Source organism: Brochothrix campestris FSL F6-1037, from assembly GCF_000525915.1.
Lineage (GTDB): Bacteria > Bacillota > Bacilli > Lactobacillales > Listeriaceae > Brochothrix > Brochothrix campestris.
In genome coordinates this window covers 98,271-117,539 of record NZ_AODH01000022.1, presented here as the reverse complement: position 1 = coordinate 117,539, position 19,269 = coordinate 98,271, and the positions used below count along the sequence as shown (strand labels likewise).

Below are 19,269 nucleotides of genomic sequence, written 5' to 3'. Positions count from 1 at the left end.
GATGACGAAATATATTTTTGTAACAGGCGGTGTCGTTTCATCGATTGGTAAAGGCATTACAGCAGCATCATTAGGACGATTGTTAAAAAATAGAGGCTTGAGTGTGACGATTCAAAAATTCGATCCATACATTAACCTTGATCCGGGTACGATGAGTCCATATCAACATGGTGAAGTTTTTGTAACGGATGATGGGGCGGAGACGGATCTTGATTTGGGGCATTATGAACGGTTTATCGATATTAATCTGAATCAAAACAGTAACGTTACAACTGGCCGGATTTACTCAGAAGTATTGAAAAAAGAACGTCGTGGTGATTATTTAGGTGGAACAGTGCAAGTTATTCCCCACATTACGAATGAGATTAAAGCGCGCGTTTACCGTGCGAGTCGTTTAACGAAGGCAGATATTGTTATTACTGAAATTGGTGGGACTGTCGGTGATATCGAGTCGTTACCGTTTATCGAAGCGATTCGTCAAATTAAGACGGAGGTCGGGGCGGAAAACATCCTCTACTTACATACGACATTGATTCCTTACATTAAGGCGGCCGGTGAAATGAAAACGAAACCGACACAACATAGTGTAAAAGAGTTGCGTAGTTTAGGGATTCAACCAAATGTGATTGTGGTTCGTGCCGAACAACCGATTACGGAAGGAATGCGCGAGAAAATTGCGATGTTCTGTGACATCAAAAAAGAAGAGGTTATTGAATGTATCGATGCGCCAACGCTCTATGAAATTCCGTTAGCTTTACAACAACAAAAGTTAGATGATATCGTCTGTGAAAAATTAGCGATTACTGCACCGCCGGCAGACATGACTGATTGGGAAGCGTTAGCGCATAAAGTGAGACATTTAACCAAAGAGGTAAATATTGCCCTAGTTGGAAAATATGTTAGCCTCCAAGACGCCTACTTATCAGTGGCTGAAGCGATGCGTCATGCGGGCTATGCTCTTGATGCTAAAATTAACATTGACTGGGTACAAGCTGAGGACATTACCGCTGAAAATGTCGCTGCTAAGCTTGGCCACGCTGATGGTATTTTAGTGCCGGGTGGTTTTGGTGACCGTGGCATCGAAGGGAAAATTACAACGATTCAATATGCACGTGAACACAATATTCCGTTCTTTGGTATTTGCCTAGGAATGCAACTTGCTACGATTGAATATGCCCGACATGTTGTCGGGTTAGAGGGTGCAAATTCAGCTGAAATTGATGAAACAACACCGCATCCAATCATTGCCTTATTGCCTGATCAAACTGAAGGAGCCGATTTAGGTGGGACACTGCGTTTAGGTCTCTATCCATCAGTCTTGACACCTGGTACAAAAACAGCAGCTGCATATGGCGATGTAACCGAAGTGCAAGAACGTCACCGTCATCGTTATGAATTTAATAATGCGTACCGTGCCCAACTTGAAGCAGCGGGGATGATTTTCTCAGGTGTATCGCCTGACGGACGTTTAGTTGAAATTGTTGAACTCAAAGACCATAAATGGTTTGTGGCGGCTCAATTCCATCCGGAATTTATTTCACGACCAAACCGTCCGCAACCATTGTTTGCGAGCTTTATTGCGGCAGCCTTAGCACGTTAAGCTTCGTGCTGGTAACTGGGGATGGTTCGACTGTTTTTTTACATCTTGCAGTTGAAGGCGCTTGGAGTAGTATGAGAGGAAAAAGCTGTATAATTCGACTTTTTATAGGAGATGGTCAGACTGAAGCGTAATATGGTTCTAGCCTCTAGTCGCATCAGTTAACAGCACGTGAATTTCAAGCGCTTTGTTAGCGATGGAAAATAAGCACTCGCGTACAGATAATACTCGATTCCGAGAATGCACGCATTGATGGCCTGTAACAGCATTTCTATTCAGTCTCAAAGTGATAATCGCCATTGGCGCTTATCACTTTTTTTACAGTAGCTGTTTGGAAGGGACTAACTGATAGAATCAAAATACAAAAGCAGTGGGTAATGGTATACTTATAAAAGAATAGTATAGTGATACGTTTTAGTTTTTTGCCCAGCAGTAGCTAAATTTGCAAGTCGAAAAGGAGACGCTATGACTAAGGATGTATTTTCAATTCGCGGAGGTATTCCGCTTAAAGGTCAACTGACCATCGATGGTTCAAAAAACAGTGCGGTGGCTTTAATTCCGGCATTGATTTTAGGCGATGAGCCTGTCGTTTTAAAAGATGTGCCAAATATCGCTGATACAAAAACGTTATTTGCGATTTTAAGAGAACTCGGGGGTATCGTTACACAGTTGTCTGCGGGTGTTTTTGAGATTGACCCGCGCCCAATGGTCGCGATGCCTTTGCCTGAAGGGAATGTCAAGAAACTACGTGCTTCTTATTATTTAATGGGGGCGATGCTTGGTCGTTTTCATGAGGCGGTTGTCGGTTTGCCGGGGGGGTGTTATTTAGGGCCGCGCCCGATTGATCAACACGTTAAAGGGTTTGAAGCGCTCGGGGCGAGGGTCACAAACGAGCAAGGCGCCATTTATTTGCGAGCGGAACATCTAGAAGGTGCTCGTATCTATTTGGATACAGCAAGCGTTGGGGCAACGATTAACTTAATGCTAGCAGCTGTTAAGGCGGATGGTCAAACTGTGATTGAGAATGCTGCGATGGAACCGGAAATTGTTGATGTGGCCTCGTTGTTGAACCAGATGGGTGGACGCATTATTGGTGCGGGAACAAATCGTATTCGGATTATCGGAGTTCCCCGTCTCCATGGGTGCGAACATACTGTTATTCCCGATCGGATTGAAGCGGGTACTTATTTAATCATGGCTGCCGCAACGAATGGTGACGTCCGTCTTAACAATGTGATTGCAGAACATCTTGAGCCGGTGGTTGCAAAACTACGCGAAAGTGGTGTGCAGATTGAACGAGGCGAAGATTTCATTAGCGTTCATCCGCGAAAAGCTCCGTTAAAGGCGGTAGATATTCAAGCGATGGCTTATCCCGGTTTTCCGACGGATTTGCAACAACCCTTTTTAACTTTGCTAACACAGGTAGAAGGTACTGCGTTAGTGACCGATACGATTTATTCGGCCCGTTTTAAACAGGTTGATGAATTGAAACGGATGGGTGCGGTTATTAATGTGGAAGGTCGAACTGCGATTGTTCGCAGTTCGCAACGACTTTCAGGTGCCATTGTGACGGCATCTGATTTAAGAGCTGGTGCAGCGCTTGTAACAGCCGGATTGATGGCTGATGGTGTTACAGTAGTACAAGAAATTGCTCATATTGAACGAGGGTATGCACATATTGTTGAAAAATTGAGTGGTTTGGGTGCCGACATTGAGCGGATACCTTTTTGAAAATACTTATAAAGGTGTGAATTGAATGGCAGAGATGTCAATGAGTCAATTAGAACGACAAACGGTGAAGGAATTATATACATTGGCAAAGTCATTTGGCTTATCGAATGTTAGTAAGTTATCGAAACGTGAACTTATTTTAGAAATCATCAAAGTGAATGTTGAAAATGATGGCTTTGCCTTTATGGACGGTGTGTTAGACATTATTCCGAATGAAGGCTTTGGTTTTTTACGACCGATTAACTACGCGTCGAGTGCAGCGGATATTTATATTTCGGCCTCGCAAATAAGACGTTTTGAATTACGTAATGGTGATAAGGTTCAAGGGAAGGTCAGACCGCCGAAAGAATCGGAACGGTATGCAGGTTTACTTAAGGTTGTTGCCGTTAATGGTGAAAATCCTGACGAAGCGAAGAAACGACTGCATTTCCCAGTGTTGAAGGCGCTCTATCCCGACAAACACATGGTGCTTGAATCTGACCCAGGTGCAGTGTCGGCGCGAATGATTGATATGGTTGCTCCGATTGGCTTTGGGCAACGCGGCTTGATTGTCGCCCAACCAAAGGCAGGGAAAACGATGATGCTGAAGGCAATTGCAAATGCTATTAGTGTGAATCATCCGCAAGCCGAGTTAATCATGCTTTTAATTGATGAACGCCCCGAAGAAGTGACTGACATTGAACGGTCGGTTAATGCGGAAGTGGTGAGCTCGACTTTTGACGAATTGCCCGAAAATCACGTGCGGATTGCTGAATTAGTACTTGAACGTGCAAAGCGTTTAGTCGAACAAAAGAAAGATGTTATTATTTTAATGGATAGCATTACCCGACTTGCTCGGGCCTACAACTTAGTTGTTCCTCCTAGTGGTCGAACGCTATCTGGTGGGATTGATCCGGCAGCCTTTCATCGACCGAAGCGGTTCTTTGGAGCTGCGCGTAATATTGAAGAAGGTGGCAGTTTGACGATTATTGCCACTGCCTTAGTTGATACAGGTTCACGGATGGACGATATTATTTATGAGGAGTTCAAAGGAACGGGCAACATGGAACTTCATTTAGCGCGGCAATTAGCTGAACGGCGTATTTTTCCAGCGATTGATATTAAATCTTCAGGTACGAGACGTGAAGACTTATTATTACCGAAAGATAAGTTAGAACAGCTGTGGCAGTTGCGTAAGGCAATGCCGTTTCAAGGCGATAGCTTAGAATTAACGAATCGTTTTATTACATACATAAAGAAAACGAAAACAAATGAGGCTTTTTTTGAACGAATCAACAAAAAATAGCGAGGGTTCATCTTTGTTGATATGATTGTAGAAGTGAAACGTTTATTTGCAAATTTGACGTGCGCATAGTATAATCATATTATGTGCCAATTGGCCGTAAAATAACTCTGTTTCAGATGATTCAGGGCAAAGGAGTGAAAACAATCATGAAAAAAGGTATCCACCCAGCTTATAATAAAGTAGTATTTATGGATTCATCGACGGACTTCAAATTTTTAACTGGTTCTACTCGTACTTCAGATGAAACAATCGTATGGGAAGATGGTAACGAATACCCAGTAATTCGTGTTGAGATCAGTTCTGATTCTCACCCGTTCTACACAGGTAAACAAAAACATGCTGCTGCTGACGGACGTGTTGATCGATTCAACAAAAAATACGGCATCAAATAATTATCGTCTAAGTGATGATAAGGGCTTCTTGCATATAGCCTAATTAAGAACACCTCTTATGAAGGGAGCTACCTACATAAGGGGTGTTCTTTGTTTAGTTTAGTGGGGGAGCCAACAGTGCGTGATGAATAAGGGGTAGTTATCCGTTGCTATAGCTTGTATAATAAAGAACGAGAATAGATGACGTAAGGGGTCGAGAAGATGGCGCAATTATTTTTCAGATACGGTGCAATGAACAGTGGTAAAACAATTGAAATTTTGAAAGTGGCTCATAACTATGAAGAACAACATAAAAGAGTGTTGATTTTAACGTCGAGCGTGGATGATCGCGATGGAGTTGGTTACGTGTCGAGTCGTATTGGGATGAAACGTGAAGCGATAGCTGTGGGTGAAACGACCAATATTTATGACATTGTTAGCGCATTGGGTGAAAAAATATACTGTGTGCTTTTTGATGAAGCGCAATTCGTTACGAAACAACATGTCGAACAAATGGCACGCGTCGTCGATGAATTGAAAATTCCGGTCATGTGTTTCGGGCTGAAAAATGATTCGCGCAATGAATTATTTGAAGGCTCAAAATACTTGCTGGTTTACGCTGATAAAATCGAAGAAATTAAAACGATTTGTTGGTTTTGTGAAAAGAAAGCGATTATGAACTTACGTATCAGCGCCGATGGCCAACCGAATTACGGTGGCGAACAAATACACATTGCGGGTAATGAAAGTTATTATCCGGTGTGTCGACACTGTTACAAGTGTCCACCAATTGATAAAGAAGGAGCGATTAGCTAATGTACGATCGATTACAGATGGTAGAAGACCGTTATGAAGAATTGAATGAATTATTAAGTGATCCAGCCGTAACGAGCGATTCAAATAAATTACGTGATTATTCAAAAGAACAGGCATCACATGCCGAAACGGTACGTGTTTATCGCCGTTATAAAGAAGTGCAAGAACAATTAGCGGGTGCGAAAGACATGTTTAATGAAAAATTAGACGATGAAATGCGAGAGCTTGTGAAAATGGAAGTGGCTGAACTGGTTGAAGAAAATACCGAGCTAGAGCAAGCGCTCAAAATTCTCTTGTTACCAAAAGATCCAAATGATGATAAAAACGTTATTATTGAAATTCGCGGCGCAGCAGGTGGGGATGAAGCTGCTTTATTTGCAGGTGATCTTTTTAATATGTACGCGCGTTATGTAGAGAGCAACGGTTGGAAAATTGAAATCTTAGATTCAAACGAAACTGGTGTCGGTGGCTACAAAGAAGTATCTGCAATGATTACTGGGCAAGGGGCATACTCGCGTTTGAAATACGAGAACGGTGCGCACCGTGTACAACGTGTGCCTGAAACCGAATCTGGTGGTCGGATTCATACGTCGACAGCAACAGTAGCTGTGATGCCTGAAGCGGAAGAAGTCGATATTCAAATCGCTGATAATGATGTACGGATTGATATTTATCATGCAAGTGGTGCGGGTGGTCAGCATGTTAATAAAACAGCTTCGGCTGTTCGGTTAACGCACCTTCCGACGGGGATTGCTGTTGCGATGCAAGATGAACGGTCGCAATTGAAGAACCGTGAAAAAGCCTTTAAAGTATTACGGGCCCGTGTGTACGATAAGATTTCTTCTGAAATTCAAAGTGAAATTGATGAAACACGTAAGTCAGCGGTAGGGACAGGCGATCGTTCAGAACGGATTCGTACATATAACTTCCCGCAAAACCGTGTAACAGATCACCGGATCGGATTAACGATTCAAAAATTAGATCAAATTTTAACAGGTAAAATTGATGAGTTCATCGATGCGTTAATTTTAGAAGATCAAACGAGTAAACTTGAAAGCTTAATGAAATAATGACAGTTTTTGAATGGCTTCGCCAAGCAAAGCAACGGCTACAAGAGGCAGGGCTTGAACAGTCGATGGCCGACGTGCTACTGCGACAACTGTTGGACTGGACCAACACTGAGGTGATGATGAAGCGCGGTGTGGCATTGGTTCACGTCCAAATTGACGCATTAGAGCAAGCTTTATCCCGTGTATTAGACGGTGAACCGGTGCAGTACGTCACTGGTAGTGAGTGGTTTTATGGCCGTCGTTTTAAGGTGAGTCCAGCGGTGCTAATTCCCCGACCCGAAACAGAAGAACTTGTCCAGCTGGTGTTAGCTGAAATGGCAGCGATGCGTCTGGAGACAGTTGTTGATGTGGGTACCGGTAGTGGTGCAATCGCACTGAGCTTAAAAAGTGAGCGCCCGGATTTGTTGGTAACCGCAACGGATATATCCCCAGAAGCACTTGCGGTTGCGCGTATAAACGCAGCTGAACTTGCTGCTGAGGTAACCTTTTTAGAAGGGGACTTGTTACAGCCGCTAATTGATCAGCAACGAAAAGTGGCGGTGATTGTATCTAATCCACCGTATATTGCTGCTGCTGAAACAGCGGTGATGGATCAATCGGTCATCGCGTACGAGCCGCATTTGGCTTTGTTTGCTGCGGATGATGGGCTGGCGTTGTATGAACGGATGTTACAACAACTGCCATTGGTGTTATTGCCAGGTGGGATTGTGGCATTTGAAATCGGTTATCAGCAAGGTGAGGCATTAACTCGAATGGTGCATCGTTATTATCCGACAGCAACTGTAACGGTGTTAAAGGATTTAGCGGGACATGATCGGATGTTGCTAATTAAAGAAGTGTTAACATAAATGGACAGAAATGTTAGGGGAACTCCCCCTAACTTTTTGTTTTATTTGGAGAAATCCACAGGGTTATCCACAACCTAGGTATAACTGAACTAATAATGTTATTTATGATAAAGAGAGACCGTTTTCTTTGGTGGTTTTGAGCAGCTATTAATGGCTTCAAAGTTGGATATAATAGGTTCGTGGAGTTATACACAGTATTATCCACATGCAATTGACAACCGGCCGGAAGTTATCCACAGCCTGTGCATAAGCTGTGTGTATTGTAGGAGTTGTTTGTTAATTCACTGGAATGGTAATTGTTCGTTTTATATCTTTTTATAGTAGTTAAAAACAACTCCTGGAGTAGCTTTTAGTTACTAAACACGAACGATGTCAAGCGTATTAGTTTGGGGATGATGTTTTTTTGGTTAAAAAGACTTAAATTTAGTGACAAATGAAATAATCATCGTTAAAATAGAATGTAGACGAAGGGATGTATGAAAAATGGAGACAGTATTTTTAAAGGCGAGCACAGCGGCGGTTGCGACAGCGGCGCAAACGCTGCAAGCGGGAGAGTTGGTCGCTTTTCCGACCGAAACAGTCTACGGGCTTGGTGGTGATGCGACGCAATCACGCAGTGTGAAAAAAATATATAAAGCTAAGGGTCGTCCATCAGATAATCCACTGATTGTTCATATTGCTGAACGTCATCAGTTAGATGCATTTGTAACGACAGTATCGGACCAAGTGGAACAATTGATGGAGTCGTTTTGGCCCGGGCCGTTGACCTTGCTGATGCCGGTAAAAGATGGGGCGTTAGCACCGGAAGTAACGGCGGGACTAGCGACTGTGGCGGTGCGAATGCCTTCACATCCATTAGCTCTAGCTTTGTTAAAAGAAACAGGATTGCCGATTGCTGCTCCGAGTGCTAATACATCAGGAAAACCTTCGCCCACAAAGGCACGCCATGTTCAAGAGGATTTAAATGGTCGCATCGCTTGTATTTTAGATGGTGGTAGCACGGGTGTCGGTGTTGAATCGACGGTGGTAGACTGCACGGGTGAAAAACCGGTGATTTTACGACCAGGTGGTGTGACAAAAGAGGCGTTAGAAGCGGTTATTGGACCGGTATTAACCGATGCCGGTTTGAAAAATGCCACTGAGAAACCGAAGGCACCAGGTATGAAGTATACGCATTATGCGCCACAAGCACCTGTTTATCTGGTCGATGGGACGTCTGCTTATTTTCAAGCGTGTATCGATCTCTTTCGACTTGAAGGCGAGGTAGTTGGTGTCTTAGCAACAGATGAAACATTAGCGGAGCTTAAAGGTGATGTCCATATTTCAACTGGTCAAGCCACTGATTTAGAGAGCGTCGCAGCCCATCTCTATGATGGTTTACGTGCGTTTAATCATCATGAAGAAGTGACCGTTATTCTAGCAGAGGTATATGATGAAGCTGGCATTGGTCAGGCGGTCATGAATCGTCTCGAAAAAGCGGCAGGGCATCGTTATTTACGGGCCAGCGCACGCTGATAAAAAGTAAACCAAGCTCATCAGGTGAGTGTCTCATGTTCTCGCCGCGCTGATGTCTTGTTACTATAGTAGTCAATAAACGCTCATTGGGCGTAATCCTAAGGAGGAACACATTACATGTCATTTTTATCACAAACTGATCCAGCTGTTTTTGAAGGGATTCAACACGAGCAAGAACGTCAACGCGCAAAGATTGAGCTAATTGCTTCAGAAAACTTTGTTAGTCCTGCGGTGATGGAAGCGCAGGGATCTGTCTTAACGAATAAATATGCCGAAGGTTATCCAGGTCGCCGTTTTTATGGTGGTTGTGAACATGTTGATGTTGTTGAAGATATTGCACGTGATCGTGCGAAACAATTGTTTGGCGCTGAGCATGCTAATGTACAGCCCCATTCAGGCGCTCAAGCGAATATGACTGTTTATTTTGCTGTTTTAGAACCGGGTGATACCGTTTTGGGGATGAATTTGGCGCATGGTGGACATTTAACACACGGTAGTCCGGTAAACTTTAGTGGGAAATACTACAATATTGCTGCCTATGGTGTTGATCCAGAAACAAAGGAAATCGATTATAATGATGTGCGTGAAAAAGCGCTTGAGAATAAACCGAAATTAATTATTGCTGGTGCAAGTGCGTATCCGCGTGCGATTGATTTTAAAAAGTTCCGTGAAATTGCTGATGAAGTCGGGGCGTATTTGCTAGTTGATATGGCACATATCGCTGGTCTTGTTGCAGCAGGAGAACATGAGAATCCAGTGCCTTATGCTGATTTTGTAACGTCTACAACACATAAAACATTGCGTGGGCCGCGTGGTGGTTTGATTTTATGTAAGGAAGAACATGCGAAGTTAGTTGATAAAACCTTGTTCCCTGGTGTGCAAGGGGGGCCGTTGATGCATGTGATTGCAGCGAAGGCAGTTGCCTTTGGTGAAGCGTTACAACCGGCGTTTAAAGCGTATGCTAAACAAGTAATCATTAATGCAAAAGCATTAGGTCGAGCGATTGCTGATGCGGGCGGTGAAATTTTAACAGGTGGTACCGATAACCATCTCCTATTAGTCGATACCCGTTCGTTTAATTTAACAGGAAAAGTCGCAGAACGAATTTTAGATGAGGTTGGTATTACGACGAATAAAAACTCGATCCCGTTTGATCCGGCGAGTCCGTTCATCACGAGCGGTATTCGGTTAGGGTCAGCTGCAATTACCTCGCGAGGCTTTGATGAACAGGCATCATACCAAGTGGGGCAATTGATTGCTAAAGTATTGTTGAATCCTGAAGATGAAGCTGTGCATGCTGAAGTTGCGGCGGCAGTAGCTGAATTGAACAAGACGTTTCCGTTGTACGAGAACGCCTAAAAGTGATAGACCGTTTTAGCAGGGAATACATTGGAAGGCGAAGAGTCTGACTAGTTGCTTTCGCGGTCGTTTAGTTTCAGTCTTATCATCTTGTAGCCAAAGTCGCTTGCATTAACGTTCAAAGTAAAAGTAGTTTAATGCGACTTTTGTTACAATCTGACAGTGAATCCGTGAAGGATTCACTGTTTTTTTGCTTAAAACCGTTCGCTAACAAAGCTGATTATCGTGGTGGTAGGAGCAGGGAAGGGGAGTCGCTAAAATAGTAATTTTATTAGACAAATGCGACTATTCTCTATACAATAGAAAAGAAGATTATTAGACGAACGGAGGAAATGACAATGGGTAAAGGTAAAGTAACGGTGATGGATCATCCATTAATTCAACACAAATTAACGATTATTCGTGACAAGGCAACGGGGACTAAAGTATTTCGGGAGGTTGCGGATGAAATCGCGATGCTAATGGCGTACGAGATTACACGTGATTTAGAGTTGGAAGATACAATGGTAGAAACACCAGTTGTAACGGCAAAAGCAAAAACGTTAACAGGTAAAAAATTAGGTGTCGTACCAATTTTACGTGCTGGTTTAGGAATGGTTGAAGGTGTTGTTAAATTAATTCCAGCGGCCAAAGTCGGTCACATCGGTATGTATCGTGATGAAAAAACGTTTGAACCAGTTGAGTATTTTATTAAAATGCCGTCTGATATTAATGAACGTACATTAATCGTTGTTGATCCAATGTTAGCGACAGGTGGTTCTGCCATCTTAGCGATTGATGCCCTTAAAAAGCGTGGCGCAACTAACATTAAATTTATGTGTATGGTAGCAGCTCCTGAAGGTGTGAAAGCTTTAACAGATAAACACCCTGATGTTGATGTCTTTATCGCGGCTTTAGATGAAGGTTTAAATGAAGATGGTTATATCGTCCCTGGTTTAGGTGACGCCGGTGACCGTTTATTCGGAACGAAGTAAGATGACAAATCAGGTGAAGAAACTCAAGGTCATGACAATTTTTGGAACGCGTCCAGAAGCGATTAAAATGGCTCCTGTAATTGCGGCCTTAAAGACGTGCGACGAGATTGAAACGGTTGTCGCTGTCACAGCGCAACACCGTCAAATGTTAGATCAAGTACTGACGATTTTTGATATTCACCCGCAGTATGATTTGGATATAATGCAAACAAATCAAACGCTCAGCGGTATTACGAGCCGTGCGTTGAGAGGTCTCGAAGAAGTCATTATGCAAGAATGTCCTGATATCATCTTAGTCCATGGTGATACAACAACCACTTTTGCAGCAGCCTTGGCAGCCTTCTATCAAAAAGTGAAGGTGGGTCATGTGGAAGCGGGCCTGCGTACATATGATAAATACTCGCCGTATCCAGAAGAGATGAACCGCCAAATGACCTCGTCATTAACGGATATCCATTTTGCGCCGACAGTAGCTGCGCGCCGAAATTTAGAAAAGGAAAACATACCGGCAGCAGCGATCTATGTGACGGGCAACACGGTAATTGATGCATTAGCGACAACGGTCGCGACCGATTATCAACATGAAGTGCTCGAGCAAATTGCGGAGGCGCCGTATCTTTTATTGACGGCTCATCGTCGTGAAAACCTCGGAGAGCCGATGCGAGCTATCTTTGCGGCGGTACGTGATATTTTGGTGGCGCGTCCGGATGTACATGTTGTGTTTCCGGTGCACTTGAATCCTACTATTGTTGAGGCAGCGCAAACGGCCTTTGGTGCTAATGAGCGTGTGCACTTAATTAAGCCACTCGATGTGTTTGATTTTCATAATATCGCGGCCCGTTCACAACTGATTATGACCGATTCTGGTGGGGTGCAAGAAGAGGCGCCGAGTTTGAATGTGCCTGTGCTCGTGTTGCGTGATACAACGGAGCGACCAGAAGGGATTGCGGCGGGAACATTGAAACTCGTCGGTACCGATCGAGGGTTGATTCGAGCTGAAGCGCTACGGTTGCTGAATAGTGAGGCGGCACATGCAGCGATGGCAAATGTTGCCAATCCTTATGGTGATGGTGCGTCGGCACAACGAATTGTGGCGATTATCCGTTATGCCTTTGGTTTAACAACGGAACGACCAAATGATTTTGTAAGTGGAAAGTAACGAAAACGACGATGTCTGACAAAGAGAAAGCTGTTTGTTAGGCGTCGTTTTTTTAGCGAAAAACCAGTGGTTTATTTGTCATAAATGAGCGCTAAATGCATTTTAAAGATAGAATGTTACCATTACGTTAAACTTTGCGGGATTCCTTGTTATATCGTGTTTAATTATGCTAGTATTACACAAGTAAACTGTCGTAATGAGCGACCCTTTGACAAAATAATGAACAAGCGAACACTTTATGAACAAATTGTGAAAACTTGCAATTGTGGCTGAATTGTGGCAAAGGTGTTATTGACAGAAACGCTCGGTTATTGTAAGCTGATAACATGGGAATTGTAACGCTTTCAACTGATTACAAGGGGATGTGTACGAGATATTGTATGTGTCTGAGGTAGCTGTTGAGGCTAATCAACAACATATGACACTATATTTCCACATGCTTGTTCTCGTGAATTTCTCAGGTAACAGGCATTTTTTGTGTGTAGAAGAAGTGTGATAATACAGTCCCACTTGATTGAGAAAAACACGAACAAGTTAGCTGATTGCAATAATTTAGAGGGGGTGAAAAAGAACATGGAACACGAACAACCCATATATTGGCTGGGTGACACGGGCATAGGATTCAACTTAGCGAACATCTTACCGATGGCAGCAACGTTTATTATTGTGCTGTTAATCGCCATTTTATGCACGAGAAACTTGAAATTAAAGCCAACAGGTAAACAAAACTTTATTGAATGGATTATGGATTTTGTCAAAAATATAATCAAGAGCAATATGGATTGGACAACTGGTGGACGCTTTCATGTGTTAGGAATTACACTCCTATTATATGTGTTTGTAGCGAACATGCTTGGATTATTTGTGAACATAACAATTGATGGCACGCAGTGGTGGAAATCACCAACAGCAGATCCATTAATTACGTTAACGTTAGCAGTAATGGTGGTTGGTTTAACCCATTTATATGGTGTGAAACATCACGGCATGGGCAAGTATTTAAAAAACACATATGCAACGCCATATGTATTCTTATTGCCATTCAAACTGGTAGAGGAATTTTCAAATACGCTAACATTAGGTTTACGGCTATATGGTAACATTTATGCCGGTGAAGTTCTACTGACATTAATCGCAACGCAATTGTCGCATATGAACACGGGTGTTTACATTCTGTCATATATCCCGTCAGTTGTTTGGCAAGGATTCTCCGTCTTTATCGGATCGATTCAAGCCTTTATTTTCACGATGTTGACCATGGTATACATGGCACATAAAGTAAATGACGAACATTAGGCAATAACAAAAAATTTGCAACATAAAATGAGGAGGAAATTTATTATGAGTTTAGGAGTAATCGCAGCAGCAATCGCAGTAGGTTTAGGAGCTTTAGGAGCAGGTATCGGTAACGGTTTAATCGTTTCGAAAACAGTTGAAGGTATTGCAAGACAACCAGAGGCACGTGGTGCTTTACAAACAGTTATGTTCATCGGTATCGCAATGGTAGAAGCTATTCCAATCATCGCAGTTGTTATCGCGTTCATGGTTCTTAACAAATAGTTTGAGAGAACACTTAAGTACTAATTAGTAATTGAAAGGAGTGGACTGCTCGTGTTAGGAACACAATTAACAATTGGGTCAACACCCGGCGTAATGTGGGGAGATATGATCTTCCTTATCGTCAGTTTCGTAATCTTACTTGTTTTGATTCGAATCTTCGCTTGGAAACCATTAATGGATATGATGAAAAAACGTGAAGATCATATTGCAACGGAAATTAATAACGCGGAAACATCACGTGTTGAATCAGCGGCTTTACTTGAAGAACAACGTAAAGTACTGAAAGATGCTCGTATTGAAGCGCATGAATTAATTGAAAGTGCAAAAGGTCAAGGCGCACAAGAACGTGAAAAAATTGTGGCTGCTGCTAAAGTTGAAGCAACACGCTTATACAACGAGGCAAAAGCTGACATCAATAGCGAAAAAGAAAAAGCTGTTACTGAAGTTCGTGAACAAGTTGCAAGTCTTTCAGTATTAATCGCTGCTAAAGTGATTGAGAAAAACTTGAATGAAGCGGATCAAAGTGATTTAATCGCAGGCTACATTGATGGGTTAGGAGATAACAAATGAGCATAAATATTGGGATTGCTAACCGTTACAGTACGGCACTTTTGGAAGTCGCGAAAGAGCGTGGAAACGTTCAAGAATTGGCAACTGAATTAGCAGAAATCAAGGGCATCCTTGAGCAAAACCCTGAATTCGTGTCATTATTAGCATCACCTGTCGTATCAAACACTACGAAAAAAGAGGCTGTCAAAGCAGCGTTCGCAACAGCGGATCAAGCGATTTCAAACTTGTTTTACGTATTGATTGATAACAAACGTGCGGGCTTAATGCTAACAATTATCGACCATTATCTTTCGAGCGTGCATGCCTTTTTAAACATTGGCGAAGCGGATGTTTATTCAGTTGTCGCTTTATCGGCAGCAGAAGAAGCGAAATTGGCTGCAGCGTTTGCGAAATTTACAAATAACAAAGAAATGATCTTACGTAAGCACATTGATGCTTCACTTATCGGCGGCGTAAAAGTTGTGATGGGTAGTGTTGTGTATGATGGCAGTTTACGTGCAAAATTAAATGGTTTAGCACATCAAATTAAGATGTCATAATAGCCGTGAGAGGTGAGACTAAATGAGCATTAATGCTGAAGAAATTAGCACGATAATCAAGAAACAAATTTCGAATTATCAAGCAGACATGAACGTAACAGAAGTGGGTACGGTTACTTATATCGGTGATGGTATTGCACGTGCACATGGTCTTGATAACGCAATGGCCGGAGAATTACTTGAATTCTCTAACGGCACAATGGGTATGGCCCAAAACTTAGACGAAAATGATGTCGGTATTATCATTCTTGGACCTTACACTGATATTTCTGAAGGCGACGAAGTTCGTCGGACAGGACGTATCATGGAAGTACCAGTTGGTGAAGCATTATTAGGTCGTGTTGTTAACCCATTAGGTATTCCAATTGATGGTTTAGGCGAAATTAAAACAACTAAAACACGCCCTGTTGAATTCCCAGCACCTGGTGTTATGGATCGTAAAAGTGTGTTTGAACCATTCCAAACAGGTATTAAAGCGATTGATGCCCTTGTTCCTATTGGCCGTGGTCAACGTGAGTTAATCATTGGTGACCGTCAAACAGGTAAAACATCATTAGCAATTGATGCCATCATCAACCAAAAAGGTCAAGATATGATCTGTGTGTACGTAGCTATCGGACAAAAAGAATCAACTGTTCGTGGTGTTGTTGAAACATTACGTAAACACGGTGCGCTTGATTACACAATTGTTGTATCAGCAAGTGCTTCTTTACCAGCACCATTATTATACTTAGCACCATATGCAGGTGTAGCAATGGGTGAAGAATTCATGTACAACGGCAAGCATGTTTTAGCTGTTTATGATGATTTATCGAAACAAGCGGCAGCTTACCGTGAACTGTCATTACTGCTTAAACGTCCGCCAGGTCGTGAAGCGTATCCCGGAGATGTTTTCTACTTACACTCGCGTTTATTAGAACGTGCAGCTAAGTTAAGTGACGCACTCGGTGGTGGTTCGTTAACAGCATTGCCATTCGTTGAAACACAAGCAGGCGATATTTCTGCATACATTCCAACGAACGTTATTTCAATCACAGATGGTCAAATTTTCCTTGAATCAAACTACTTCAACGCTGGTATTCGTCCAGCGATTAACGCGGGTCTTTCAGTATCACGTGTTGGTGGTGCGGCTCAAATTAAAGCAATGAAAAAAGTGGCTGGTACGCTTCGTCTTGACTTAGCATCATACCGTGAGCTTGAAGCCTTTGCACAATTTGGCTCTGATTTAGATGAACAAACACAATCAAAACTTGAACGTGGTAAACGGACAGTTGAACTTCTTAAACAAGGGTTAAACCAACCGTTAGCTGTTGAAAAACAAGTTGTAAGTCTTTTCTCATTAACACGTGGTCTATTAGACGATGTGCCGGTTAAAGACATTATGCGTTTTGAAGGCGAACTACTTTCTTACATTGGTAACAAACATCAAGCCTTATTTGACACAATCGTTGAAACTAAAGGATTGCCAAATGAAGATGACTTGAAAGCAGCAATTAAAGAATTTAAAGCAACATTTATTGCATCCGAAGCATAAACGGCGCAGTAAAATGAAAAGGTGGTGAAATGTTTTGGCTTCTTTACTTACGATCAAACAACGTATTTCTTCGACTAAGAAGACAAGTCAGATTACGAGTGCGATGAAAATGGTCTCGGCGTCTAAACTTGGTAAAGCTGAACGTAATGCCCGCAATTACGAGCCTTATGCCAATAAGATTCGTAACATTGTCGCGCATCTTGCGTCAAACAATTCAGCAAGCGATCCGATGCTTGAAAACCGCCCAGTTCATAAAGTAGGTTATATTGTTTTAACCGCAGACAGTGGATTGGCAGGTGCCTATAGTAGCAATGTCATTAAAACGGCTGTTAAATTAATTAAGGAACGTCATAATAACAATGCAGATGAGTACGAAATCATCACATTGGGGAATATGGGCTATAATTTCTTTAAAAACAACGGTTATAATGTTGCGTTACAAATTACAGGTATTTCGGATCACCCGAGTTTCAATGAAATTCAAGCGATTGCGAATGATACAATCCAATTATTCGTTAGTGGCAAAATTGATGAGTTACACATGGTGTATAACCACCACGTGAACCCAATCACCAATGAACAACGTGTGGTGCAATTGTTACCAGTTGTTTCTGTTGAAGCAACTGCAACTGACGCATTAAGCGCGTATGAATTTGAACCATCAGAAGAAGCGGTGTTACGTGCGATTCTTCCACAATATATCGAAAGTTTAATCTTTGGCTCTATTTTAGATGCCAAAGCAGCAGAACATGCGGCCCGGATGACGGCAATGTCGAGTGCGACCGATAACGCGCAAGAAGTTATTGGCGACTTAACATTACAATATAACCGTGCACGTCAAGCTGCAATTACGCAAGAAATCACTGAAATCGTTGGCGGAGCTGCCGCTTTAGAATAACGATTGGAACGAAACAAGGAGGAGAAAACATGACTGTAGGACATGTAACTCAGGTAATGGGACCCGTTGTAGACGTGCGTTTCCCTGAAGGTAACTTACCTAAGATTAATAGTGCGCTTCGCATTAAAACTGCGACATCTTCAATTACACTTGAAGTAGCGATTCAACTTGGCGATAACGCTGTACGTACAATTGCAATGTCATCAACTGATGGCTTACAACGTAACGCAGAAGTTGAAGATACTGGTTCACCAATTTCGGTACCAGTAGGTAGTATCACATTAGGTCGTGTATTCAACGTATTAGGCGAAAACATCGATTTAGCAGAACCAGTGCCAGCGGAAGCGAAACGCATGCCGATTCACCGTGAAGCACCAACGTTCGAAGAATTATCAACTCAAACTGAAATTCTTGAAACAGGGATTAAAGTTGTCGATTTATTAGCACCTTACGTTAAAGGTGGTAAAATTGGTTTGTTCGGTGGTGCCGGTGTTGGTAAAACCGTTTTAATCCAAGAATTGATTCACAACATCGCTCAAGAACACGGTGGTATTTCGGTATTCGCTGGTGTTGGTGAACGTACGCGTGAAGGTAACGATTTATTCTTCGAAATGACTGACTCAGGCGTTATTGCTAAAACAGCAATGGTGTTTGGTCAAATGAATGAGCCACCTGGTGCGCGTATGCGTGTTGCCTTAACTGGTTTAACAATTGCGGAATACTTCCGTGATGAAGAAGGCCAAGATGTGTTGTTATTCATCGATAACATCTTCCGCTTTACTCAAGCTGGTTCTGAAGTATCTGCCTCTTAGGACGTATGCCTTCAGCAGTTGGTTACCAACCAACATTAGCAACAGAAATGGGACGTTTACAAGAACGTATCACTTCAACTAAAAAAGGTTCTGTTACATCAATCCAAGCGATTTACGTGCCAGCCGATGATTATACTGACCCGGCTCCAGCAACAACTTTCGCCCATCTTGATGCAACAACTAACTTGGAACGTAAATTAACTGAGCAAGGTATTTATCCTGCGGTTGATCCGTTAGCGTCTTCTTCTCGTGCACTTAGCCCTGGTATTGTTGGCGAAGAACATTATGAAGTAGCAACACAAGTGCAACAAGTCTTACAACGTTATAAAGAATTACAAGATATCATCGCAATCTTAGGGATGGATGAAATTTCTGATGAAGAAAAACTCATCGTTAACCGTGCGCGTCGTATCCAATTCTTCTTATCACAAAACTTCCACGTTGCTGAACAATTTACGGGCCAAAAAGGGTCGTACGTACCAGTAGCTGAAACAATTAAAGGCTTTAAAGAAATTTTAGCGGGTAAATATGATCATGTTCCTGAAGATGCATTCCGTCTTCTTGGTGGCATTGCTGATGTTATCGCTAAAGCGAAAGAAATGGGTGTTGAAGTTTAGAACTTCAACAACAA

Annotated in this window: 17 protein-coding genes and 1 pseudogene; all 18 read left to right on the top strand. The window is 42.4% G+C overall.

The window, feature by feature from the left end:
* Position 1 precedes the first annotated feature (1 nt).
* The 18 genes and pseudogenes from BCAMP_RS05915 to atpD all read left to right on the top strand — a co-directional run bounded on the left by BCAMP_RS05915 (position 2) and on the right by atpD (position 19,255).
* The gene (locus BCAMP_RS05915) at positions 2 to 1,600 is read left to right on the top strand and encodes a CTP synthase (RefSeq protein ID WP_035314429.1); all 1,599 of its coding nucleotides are present in this window, start codon (positions 2 to 4) and stop codon (positions 1,598 to 1,600) included.
* Between the two features lie 462 nt (positions 1,601 to 2,062).
* Positions 2,063 to 3,328, top strand: coding sequence for a UDP-N-acetylglucosamine 1-carboxyvinyltransferase (locus tag BCAMP_RS05910; protein WP_035314426.1), 1,266 nt, complete (start codon positions 2,063 to 2,065; stop codon positions 3,326 to 3,328).
* Between the two features lie 25 nt (positions 3,329 to 3,353).
* Positions 3,354 to 4,613 (top strand): transcription termination factor Rho, encoded by a 1,260-nt coding sequence (gene rho, locus BCAMP_RS05905; RefSeq protein WP_035314425.1) that lies wholly within the window; start codon positions 3,354 to 3,356, stop codon positions 4,611 to 4,613.
* A gap of 146 nt (positions 4,614 to 4,759) precedes the next feature.
* Positions 4,760 to 5,005: a type B 50S ribosomal protein L31 gene (locus tag BCAMP_RS05900; RefSeq protein WP_035314423.1), complete on the top strand. Its 246-nt coding sequence runs from the start codon at positions 4,760 to 4,762 to the stop codon at positions 5,003 to 5,005.
* 201 nt (positions 5,006 to 5,206) lie between these two features.
* Entirely contained in the window at positions 5,207 to 5,800 is a 594-nt protein-coding gene (locus BCAMP_RS05895) for a thymidine kinase (RefSeq protein ID WP_035314422.1), read from the top strand.
* A complete protein-coding gene (gene prfA, locus BCAMP_RS05890; protein ID WP_035314419.1) occupies positions 5,800 to 6,870 on the top strand; it encodes a peptide chain release factor 1 in 1,071 nt (356 codons plus the stop codon). The genes BCAMP_RS05895 and prfA overlap by 1 nt, the downstream gene beginning before the upstream one ends.
* Positions 6,870 to 7,718, top strand: coding sequence for a peptide chain release factor N(5)-glutamine methyltransferase (prmC, locus tag BCAMP_RS05885; protein ID WP_035314418.1), 849 nt, complete (start codon positions 6,870 to 6,872; stop codon positions 7,716 to 7,718). Before prfA ends, prmC begins: the two co-directional genes overlap by 1 nt.
* Positions 7,719 to 8,201: 483 nt before the next feature.
* Positions 8,202 to 9,233 carry an L-threonylcarbamoyladenylate synthase gene (locus BCAMP_RS05880; RefSeq protein WP_035314416.1) on the top strand — a complete coding sequence of 344 codons (1,032 nt, stop codon included), beginning with the start codon at positions 8,202 to 8,204 and terminating at the stop codon, positions 9,231 to 9,233.
* Between the two features lie 117 nt (positions 9,234 to 9,350).
* The gene (gene glyA / locus BCAMP_RS05875; RefSeq protein WP_035314415.1) at positions 9,351 to 10,592 is read left to right on the top strand and encodes a serine hydroxymethyltransferase; all 1,242 of its coding nucleotides are present in this window, start codon (positions 9,351 to 9,353) and stop codon (positions 10,590 to 10,592) included.
* A 338-nt stretch (positions 10,593 to 10,930) separates the two neighbouring features.
* Entirely contained in the window at positions 10,931 to 11,566 is a 636-nt protein-coding gene (gene upp / locus BCAMP_RS05870) for a uracil phosphoribosyltransferase (protein ID WP_035314413.1), read from the top strand.
* 13 nt (positions 11,567 to 11,579) lie between these two features.
* The gene (gene wecB, locus BCAMP_RS05865) at positions 11,580 to 12,725 is read left to right on the top strand and encodes a non-hydrolyzing UDP-N-acetylglucosamine 2-epimerase (protein ID WP_035314463.1); all 1,146 of its coding nucleotides are present in this window, start codon (positions 11,580 to 11,582) and stop codon (positions 12,723 to 12,725) included.
* Positions 12,726 to 13,298: 573 nt separating this feature from the next.
* Positions 13,299 to 14,021 (top strand): F0F1 ATP synthase subunit A, encoded by a 723-nt coding sequence (gene atpB / locus BCAMP_RS05860; RefSeq protein WP_035314411.1) that lies wholly within the window; start codon positions 13,299 to 13,301, stop codon positions 14,019 to 14,021.
* A gap of 45 nt (positions 14,022 to 14,066) precedes the next feature.
* Positions 14,067 to 14,285 carry a F0F1 ATP synthase subunit C gene (gene atpE, locus BCAMP_RS05855; RefSeq protein WP_035314409.1) on the top strand — a complete coding sequence of 73 codons (219 nt, stop codon included), beginning with the start codon at positions 14,067 to 14,069 and terminating at the stop codon, positions 14,283 to 14,285.
* Positions 14,286 to 14,336: 51 nt separating this feature from the next.
* Positions 14,337 to 14,855 (top strand): F0F1 ATP synthase subunit B, encoded by a 519-nt coding sequence (atpF, locus tag BCAMP_RS05850; RefSeq protein WP_035314407.1) that lies wholly within the window; start codon positions 14,337 to 14,339, stop codon positions 14,853 to 14,855.
* The gene (locus tag BCAMP_RS05845; RefSeq protein WP_035314405.1) at positions 14,852 to 15,394 is read left to right on the top strand and encodes a F0F1 ATP synthase subunit delta; all 543 of its coding nucleotides are present in this window, start codon (positions 14,852 to 14,854) and stop codon (positions 15,392 to 15,394) included. Before atpF ends, BCAMP_RS05845 begins: the two co-directional genes overlap by 4 nt.
* 22 nt (positions 15,395 to 15,416) lie before the next feature.
* Positions 15,417 to 16,928, top strand: a complete 1,512-nt coding sequence (atpA, locus tag BCAMP_RS05840; protein ID WP_035314404.1) for a F0F1 ATP synthase subunit alpha — start codon at positions 15,417 to 15,419, stop codon at positions 16,926 to 16,928.
* 34 nt (positions 16,929 to 16,962) lie between these two features.
* Positions 16,963 to 17,826: a F0F1 ATP synthase subunit gamma gene (locus BCAMP_RS05835; protein WP_035314402.1), complete on the top strand. Its 864-nt coding sequence runs from the start codon at positions 16,963 to 16,965 to the stop codon at positions 17,824 to 17,826.
* A gap of 29 nt (positions 17,827 to 17,855) precedes the next feature.
* A pseudogene (atpD, locus tag BCAMP_RS05830) lies at positions 17,856 to 19,255 on the top strand (F0F1 ATP synthase subunit beta).
* Positions 19,256 to 19,269: the final 14 nt, after the last annotated feature.

What these genes read in the sequence shown, in the direction of transcription:
- BCAMP_RS05915 (WP_035314429.1), top strand. Translation starts at nt 2, where the DNA reads ATGACGAAATATATTTTTGTAACAGGCGGTGTCGTTTCATCGATTGGT.
- BCAMP_RS05910 (WP_035314426.1), top strand. Translation starts at nt 2,063, where the DNA reads ATGACTAAGGATGTATTTTCAATTCGCGGAGGTATTCCGCTTAAAGGT.
- rho (WP_035314425.1), top strand. Translation starts at nt 3,354, where the DNA reads ATGGCAGAGATGTCAATGAGTCAATTAGAACGACAAACGGTGAAGGAA.
- BCAMP_RS05900 (WP_035314423.1), top strand. Translation starts at nt 4,760, where the DNA reads ATGAAAAAAGGTATCCACCCAGCTTATAATAAAGTAGTATTTATGGAT.
- BCAMP_RS05895 (WP_035314422.1), top strand. Translation starts at nt 5,207, where the DNA reads ATGGCGCAATTATTTTTCAGATACGGTGCAATGAACAGTGGTAAAACA.
- prfA (WP_035314419.1), top strand. Translation starts at nt 5,800, where the DNA reads ATGTACGATCGATTACAGATGGTAGAAGACCGTTATGAAGAATTGAAT.
- prmC (WP_035314418.1), top strand. Translation starts at nt 6,870, where the DNA reads ATGACAGTTTTTGAATGGCTTCGCCAAGCAAAGCAACGGCTACAAGAG.
- BCAMP_RS05880 (WP_035314416.1), top strand. Translation starts at nt 8,202, where the DNA reads ATGGAGACAGTATTTTTAAAGGCGAGCACAGCGGCGGTTGCGACAGCG.
- glyA (WP_035314415.1), top strand. Translation starts at nt 9,351, where the DNA reads ATGTCATTTTTATCACAAACTGATCCAGCTGTTTTTGAAGGGATTCAA.
- upp (WP_035314413.1), top strand. Translation starts at nt 10,931, where the DNA reads ATGGGTAAAGGTAAAGTAACGGTGATGGATCATCCATTAATTCAACAC.
- atpB (WP_035314411.1), top strand. Translation starts at nt 13,299, where the DNA reads ATGGAACACGAACAACCCATATATTGGCTGGGTGACACGGGCATAGGA.
- atpE (WP_035314409.1), top strand. Translation starts at nt 14,067, where the DNA reads ATGAGTTTAGGAGTAATCGCAGCAGCAATCGCAGTAGGTTTAGGAGCT.
- BCAMP_RS05845 (WP_035314405.1), top strand. Translation starts at nt 14,852, where the DNA reads ATGAGCATAAATATTGGGATTGCTAACCGTTACAGTACGGCACTTTTG.
- atpA (WP_035314404.1), top strand. Translation starts at nt 15,417, where the DNA reads ATGAGCATTAATGCTGAAGAAATTAGCACGATAATCAAGAAACAAATT.